6 protein-coding genes are annotated in these 6,872 nt (G+C 58.3%); 5 read left to right on the top strand and 1 reads right to left on the bottom strand.

The window, feature by feature from the left end; translation table 11 throughout:
• The first annotated feature begins 122 nt into the window (after positions 1-122).
• Positions 123-323: a LysR family transcriptional regulator gene (locus tag B597_RS47605; RefSeq protein ID WP_419184901.1), complete on the top strand. Its 201-nt coding sequence runs from the start codon at positions 123-125 to the stop codon at positions 321-323.
• A 274-nt stretch (positions 324-597) separates the two neighbouring features.
• Here the strand turns inward: B597_RS47605 and B597_RS33580 are convergent, their stop codons facing one another.
• Positions 598-1,524 carry a LysR family transcriptional regulator gene (locus tag B597_RS33580; protein WP_152028154.1) on the bottom strand — a complete coding sequence of 309 codons (927 nt, stop codon included), beginning with the start codon at positions 1,522-1,524 and terminating at the stop codon, positions 598-600.
• Between the two features lie 151 nt (positions 1,525-1,675).
• Between B597_RS33580 and B597_RS33575 the strand changes: the two genes are divergently transcribed.
• The 4 genes from B597_RS33575 to B597_RS33560 all read left to right on the top strand — a co-directional run bounded on the left by B597_RS33575 (position 1,676) and on the right by B597_RS33560 (position 6,846).
• The gene (locus B597_RS33575) at positions 1,676-3,073 is read left to right on the top strand and encodes a uracil-xanthine permease family protein (protein ID WP_051519737.1); all 1,398 of its coding nucleotides are present in this window, start codon (positions 1,676-1,678) and stop codon (positions 3,071-3,073) included.
• Between the two features lie 201 nt (positions 3,074-3,274).
• A complete protein-coding gene (locus B597_RS33570; protein WP_051519749.1) occupies positions 3,275-4,624 on the top strand; it encodes an amidohydrolase family protein in 1,350 nt (449 codons plus the stop codon).
• Between the two features lie 34 nt (positions 4,625-4,658).
• Positions 4,659-5,366 carry a sulfite exporter TauE/SafE family protein gene (locus B597_RS33565; RefSeq protein WP_024161930.1) on the top strand — a complete coding sequence of 236 codons (708 nt, stop codon included), beginning with the start codon at positions 4,659-4,661 and terminating at the stop codon, positions 5,364-5,366.
• A 208-nt stretch (positions 5,367-5,574) separates the two neighbouring features.
• The gene (locus B597_RS33560; protein ID WP_024161929.1) at positions 5,575-6,846 is read left to right on the top strand and encodes an OprD family porin; all 1,272 of its coding nucleotides are present in this window, start codon (positions 5,575-5,577) and stop codon (positions 6,844-6,846) included.
• The last annotated feature ends 26 nt before the right edge of the window (positions 6,847-6,872 follow it).

The raw sequence follows: 6,872 nt of genomic DNA, 5'->3' as shown, positions 1-6,872 counted from the left end.
TAATGATTCAAAGCAGGAAGCAGGAAGCAGGAAGCAGGTGCGATGAAACATTGAACTTCCATCAATAAAGAGTTCGGCTCCCATTAAACTACGTCATCTGCGCTATTTCATCGCCGTCGCCGATGAAGGCAGCATTGGGCGGGCAGCCCACGCGTCCGCATATTTCCCAGCCGCCGCTGAGACGGAAGATCCCGCAGCAGGAAGATCAGCTTGGCGTGCAGCTGTTCAACCGCACACCAAGGGGCATGGAGTTAACGCCTGCCGGCAAGCTGTTGTTAGATGAGGCGAGAAACATTAATGCCGTAGTTGTGCAGGCGACTTAGCGGACACAGCGGGCTGGCCAAGGTAGACAGGACGGCTGGACGTTGCGATCTTTGGATCGGCAATTCTGGATACGATTCCGCGCTTGCTGGCCGATTTTCAATCGGCCTACCCAGATGTAGGATAGTGCTGCACAGCATGTTGAAGGACGAGCAGCTAGGGACTCTGTGGTGGAATATCCTGAATCGCCCCGGGTTTCGTGGAGGCCTCAACTCTTGAGAAGATGAGGCCATGCTTCGCCTAACTAGTCAGCTTTCCGCCCGCAAGGAACTAGGTCTATGCGCCGTCGTCAGAGACTGCCGGTTCGATAGATAGCATTGCCTCGCGCAACTGTTCAATCAGTACGCTTACCGCCAGAGGGATTTCACGCTCGGAGTGGCTGCACAAGGTCAACTGGGATTTGGCAATATTCCCATCGGCCAGCGGTTTGAATACCAACTCCTTGCGCGCCAACTCACGCGCAATATCCAGCCTGTTAAGAAACGCGACGCCCAGGCCAGATCGGACCAGCGACTTGATGGTCAACATGCGGTTGCAAGAAGCCACCGGGTTCAGGTGGACATCTGAACGCGCTAACACCTGTGCGAGTGTAGATCCGTGGAACATCTCGGCTCCGGGAAGGATCGTGGGATACGGAGTGAAATCGCGCAGCCGAACCGTCGGCTCTCCGGCTAGAGGGTGATCAGGGGCCATTACCGCACCGAACTCCAGGCCGACCTGTTCAATGAACCGGACCTTGCGGGTAACCGGTGGGTTGATGCAAATACCGATATCCGCGTCGCCTATAAGCACCTGCTCCAAGATCGTTTCGGTCATCCCGGTGACGAGGATTGAACGTACACGCGGAAAGCGCTCTTGGAATCTGTAAAGGATGTTTGGCAGTACCTGATCGGTCAATGACTCCACTGTAGCGATCCGAACTTCGGCGCAGCCGGCGCCCTTGATCTCCCCGATCTGCTCCAACAATCTCCGTTCGTCTCTCTGCCATTGGCGCACTTGCTGAAGAAACAACTCGCCGGCCGGTGACAACCTCAGGCCGCGTGGGAGCCGCTCGAATAATTGCATGCCCAGCTCATCTTCCAATTTCAGAATCTGGCGATTAATGGCTGAGGCTGCTACATGCAGTCGCTCTTCAGCTTTTCGAAGCGACCCCTGACGCGCTACTTCCTCGAAATAGCGAAGCCCTGGCATCAATAGATTCACGATCCACCTCCAATCTAACCGTTGCCGATTCGGCAACGAACCAACCTAAATACAGTTATAGACCAGAACAGTTCGCGCAACTAGGGTTCACTTATCGAGCGGCGAATCCGCTCCAGTAGGCTCCGATCACAAAAATAAAAGGACAGCTGCTATGAGAACGACCCAGACGCCTTTTGAGAAAAGCTTGGATCCGGTGGACGAGAGGCTGCCTATGCGCACCCTTGTCATCCTGGGTCTTCAACATGTGTTGGTAATGGCAGCGGCGCCGATCACGGCAGCATTCTTGATAGGTCATACGTTGGGGCTGCCCGAAGCGGTGACCGTCAGCCTCATGAGCGCCATTTTCCTGGCCTGCGGCTTGGGGACCATCCTTCAATCCGTTGGTGTGGCGGGCTTCGGTGCGCGGCTTCCTTTCGTGCAAGTGCCGGGAGGCGCGCCACTGGTGATCTTTCTAGCGATCGCCCAAGCCACTGACCTACAGACGGCGACCGGTGCCGTCATCATGACCGGTTTGTTCTATTTTCTGGCGCTGCCATTTTTTACCAGAGCGCTGCGGTTTTTCCCGCCTATCGTGATCGGCACCATGCTGCTGTTGGTAGCGGTGAATCTCATCCGGATCTTTGGCAGCCTGATCACCGGCAAGCCTGGCTCTCCCGATTTCGCCAGCATGACAAATATTGCCCTGGCGCTGACGACCATCACTCTTACCGTGGTCTTCGCGCGAGTCTTCACAGGCATGTGGCAGCGCATTGCCGTGATGCTCGGCTTACTTGCCGGGGCTGCAGTTGCGCTCGTGTCTGGAAGCATGACCGTTGAGAACGTGATGACTGGCGCCATGTTCGCATTTCCCGAACCGTTTCCGTTCGGCATGCCAAAGTTCGATCTGTTCGCATCCCTGCCGTTGATGATCTTCAGCGTGGTTTCGATGACCGAAGCGACTGGACAGACCATGGCCACCGCTGAAATCGTTGGCAGGACTGGCGACCACCGTTCGGTCGTGCCCAAAAATATCCGCGCCGACGCATTGGGCTCGATATTTGGAGGCTGCTTCGGTACTTCGCTGATCATCACAAGCGGCGAAAATATCGGGATCATTCGCGCCACGGGTGCCCGCTCACGCTATGTCACGATCGTGGCCGGCTGCATGCTTACCTTGATGGCGCTTTTCGTCCCGCTCGCCAGACTGGCCTATGCGGTTCCCAACGCAGTAGTTTCCGGCACTGCAGTGATCGTATTTGCGATCATCGGCGTGATGGGCATCAACATCCTGCGCAAAGTCGATTTCAACACTAACGGCAACATGTTCACGCTCGCAGCGGCACTCGCCATGGGCCTGATACCCATCGTCGTACCTGGCTTCTACAGCGCGTTTCCGTCCCATTTGCAGATCGTTCTAGGCAATGGCTTGGCCATGGGAACTCTGACCGCCGTGCTCGTGAACATCCTCTTCCACCATATGGGCAAAGCCCCTACTCCGGCGCATGCGGTCGAGCAGGACGATGTCCCGCTGGTTCACACCGAAGGCAGCAAGCCGCCCGTATCGGAATAACTCAGGCGCCTCGCAGCACCGCACCGTCCCGCCAAACAGCCTGGAGCCAGGCAAGGCGTTACACGCCCGCCTGGCCAGCACTTCGGCGGATAGCCACAGGCTTCCGTCGTCACCAACCCTCATCTTGCAACCGCAACCTGACAAGTTTTAAGGATCCATATGAACTCGGCAAACCCGCATCTACCGAACCAGGAGCAGCTGATGGCTCCAGATCAGTTGCTCGCTCCAGAATGGCTGTTACTGCCTGAAGGCCCTCGCCAAGGCTATGCGGTGCTGGTGAGTGACGGCTGTTTTGCCGATGTAGGTGCCTTGGCAACCTTGCAGGGGCGTTACCCGAATTTCCCGGTGCTGCATTTGGAAAGCCAGCTGCTGATGCCCGGTTTCGTCGACACGCATCACCACCTGAGCCAGAGCTTCGGCAAAGGCCTTGTCTTTGGGGAGCCGTCTGAAATCTTCCGGCGCATTTGGGTGCCGCTGGAAGGCAGCCTCAATGCCGACCTGCTGTACCTCACCTCCAAATTAGCGGCCCTTGAAGCACTGCGCGGCGGCTTCACCACCGTTTGCGATGCAGGAACACGCGCTCAGGAAGGATTGGAAGCCATCGCCAAGGCGGCCAAGGAAACGGGCATTCGTTGCATCCTCGCGAAGGCTTGCAGTGACCGTCGCGGTGAGCTGCTGTTTGACTCCGCACCGGTTCTTGCCGAGGCCGAACGGCATCTGGCGGCGTGGGAGAACGATCCGCTGATCATCCCTTCTCTCTCCGTCCCGATTCCGGAAATAGCAACCGATGCCACGTTACGCAGTGTGTACGGGCTATGTGCCGAAGCAGGAAGAGTGTTCCAAAGTCACGTCAACGAGCATCTGGTAGCGGTAGAACGGTCCCTTGAGCGATTTGGCGTGCGGCCGTTGGAGCAGCTGTACAAAGCCGGCGCACTGGGCCCTCAATCGTTGCTGGCGCATGCCACCCTGTTAACGCCCTCTGAACTCTCGTTGATTCGGGAAAGCGGCGCGGCGGTAAGTTACAACCCTGTCGCAAGCGCCTGGAAAGGCAATGCCGTTGCGCAAGCCCTGATGATGCATAGCCTGGGAATTCCCTTAGCGCTCGGCACAGATGGAACCCGCAGCGATGGCTTTCGCTTGCTCGACTATGCGGAAGCAGCGCAGCGATTTGCCCATGGCATCGCTGTTGGAGACTCGGTCTGTGGTGCCGGGCATGTCTGGCTGGATGCGGGCACGCAAGGCGGCGCGAAAGTGCTCGGCCTGGGCGATGTGACCGGACGCATCGCAACGGGGCTTTCAGCAGACTTCCTGCTGGTTGATTTGGCTGTGCCTGAACTGCTGCCTTCATGGGATCTGTCATGGGAACTGGTTCGCCTCGTCAACCGCGACCAGATCCAGGCAGTCGTGGTCCAGGGCCAGTTACGGCTGTGGCAAGGATGGCCGACAGATTGGGACGCGCGCGCGCTCATGCACCAGGTTGATGCACTGGCCAAGGAAGTGGTCGCCGGAGCGCCCATTCACAAGGTCAATCCCAGCCCTTTGAATCGGTGAGCCTTCTTTCGTAAATGTCTGTACGGAACCAGCCATGCTGATTGAATCGTTCTACTTCATCGCTGCCGCCGTTGCTGTTGGTGCGCTCATTCAGGGCACAACCGGGATGGGGTTCGCGCTCATCGTGGCGCCGGTGATGGGCCTGTTAGAGCCATCATTGGTGCCCGTCACCTTGTTGATTCTGATGCTCCCGCTCAACGCTGTCGTCGCATGGCGCGAGCGTGCCGCAATCGATTTCCGGGGCAGCTCCTGGATCACCCTGGGACGACTGTTCGGCACATTCGGTGGGATCGCCGTGCTGTTCTGGTTGCCGTTGTCCCAGCTCAACCTGCTGATTGGCCTGTCGACCATTGCCGCTTGTCTTGCCACTTGGCTGGCACCGGTCTTCGTACCGGGTCGCTACGCGTTCGTTTCGACCGGGGTCATTACCGGCATCACCGAGACCGCCACAGGCATCGGTGGCCCGCCCCTCGCGTTGGTCTACCAGCATTCACCGGTGGCAACACTCCGCGGGTCGGTAGCCCTCTGCTTCCTCGTCGGCGAGGTGGTTTCCCTGGTGGTGCTCGCAGCAGGAAACCATCTGCATATGGATCAGTTGCCCCCGCTGCTGTGGTTGCTACCGCCGCTGGCGGTGGGTTTGGCCGCCAGCCATTGGGCTCGAAAAGTGCTCGACGATGCCCGTCTGCGCCGCTTCGTACTGTTGTTTGCCTTCGTCTCCGGGCTGTTGCTCTTGTTTCAATAGGCGGGATTGGATCGATGCGAAGGCTGACCATTTCCGCTCTGAACGGCGGGTATCGCACCACTTCACGTTTTGGCTGACGCGGTGGCTGATATGACCACGATCCGCTGACCCATTTGTCGCCTGCGGCGGCAGCACCACTCCCCTTCGTTTTTGGCATCCGCAACGGCGGCGGGGAGCCCTCAACCTGAAAAAATGGAAAACAACAACAATGATCCATACAACCCACACCGCTCATGCAAGCCGCATTCTTGCCCCGACCCTGATCGCGGCGTCCATCGCCGCCCTCGCCCCGCTCAATGCCCGCGCTGAGGGATTCGTCGAAGACGCCAAAATCACGGTAAACGCGCGTAACTTTTATATCGGCCGTGAGTTTCGCGATGACTCAGTCGACCGTACCATGGCCGAGGAGTGGACCCAGAGCTTCATTCTCAACATTCAGTCCGGTTACACCCCGGGCCCGGTAGGCTTCGGTGTGGACGTGCTCGCGGGTCTGGCGGTCAAGCTAGACGGCGGCCGCGGCACCTACGGCACCGCTCTGCTGCCACGTGATGGGGATAACCGCCCGGTCGACGACTACGGTCGCTTTGGCGTAGCTGCCAAGGCGAACATATCCAATACCCAGCTGAAGATCGGCGAAATGGCGCCGGTGCTGCCGATCCTGCGCTCCGATGACGGCCGCTCGCTGCCGCAGACCTTCAAGGGTGGCATGGTCACCTCCCGTGAGATCGACGGCCTGATGCTGTCTGCCGGCCAGTTCCGCCAGAACAGCCCGCGCGACGACGCCAGCATGCAAGACATGTTCATGCAGGGCACGCCCGGCGCCACATCAGACCGTTTCAATTACATCGGCGGTGAATACACCTTCAACGGCAAACACACCACCGTCGGGCTGTGGGCAGCTGAACTGGAAGAAATTTACAAGCAGCAGTATGTGCAGCTGCAGCACGTCCACCCGCTGGGTGATGACCTCGCCCTGACCGCCAACCTCGGCTATTTCCAAGGCGACGAAGACGGCAGTGCCCGAGCTGGTAAGTTGGACAACAAGACTTACTCCGGTTTATTCGGCCTCAAGGCCGGCGGCAATACTTTTTATGTTGGTTTACAGAAGGTCAGCGGCGACGCCTGGATGCGCGTCAATGGCACCAACGGTGGTTCGCTGGCTAATGACAGTTTCAACAACACCTACGAGAACGCCGAAGAGCGTTCTTGGCAATTGCGGCACGACTATAACTTCGCCGCCATGGGCATCCCCGGCCTGACCTTGATGAACCGCTACATCAGCGGCTCCAACATCGAGACAGCCAGCACTGATGACGGCAAGGAATGGGGCCGCGATACCGAACTGGCCTACACCATCCAGAGTGGGCCGGCGAAGAATCTCAACATCAAATGGCGTAATTCGAGCTTTCGCTCCCAGGTGAACAACCGCGATCTCGATGAGAACCGTCTGATCTTCAACTACCCGTTGTCGATCCTGTAATCGCTCGGCCGTAACGCTTCGCCTAA

The sequence above is a fragment of the Stutzerimonas stutzeri KOS6 genome (genome assembly GCF_000307775.2).
GTDB lineage: Bacteria > Pseudomonadota > Gammaproteobacteria > Pseudomonadales > Pseudomonadaceae > Stutzerimonas > Stutzerimonas stutzeri_B.
Note: the sequence above shows the minus strand (reverse complement) of the source record. Positions and strands in the feature narration are given on the sequence as shown.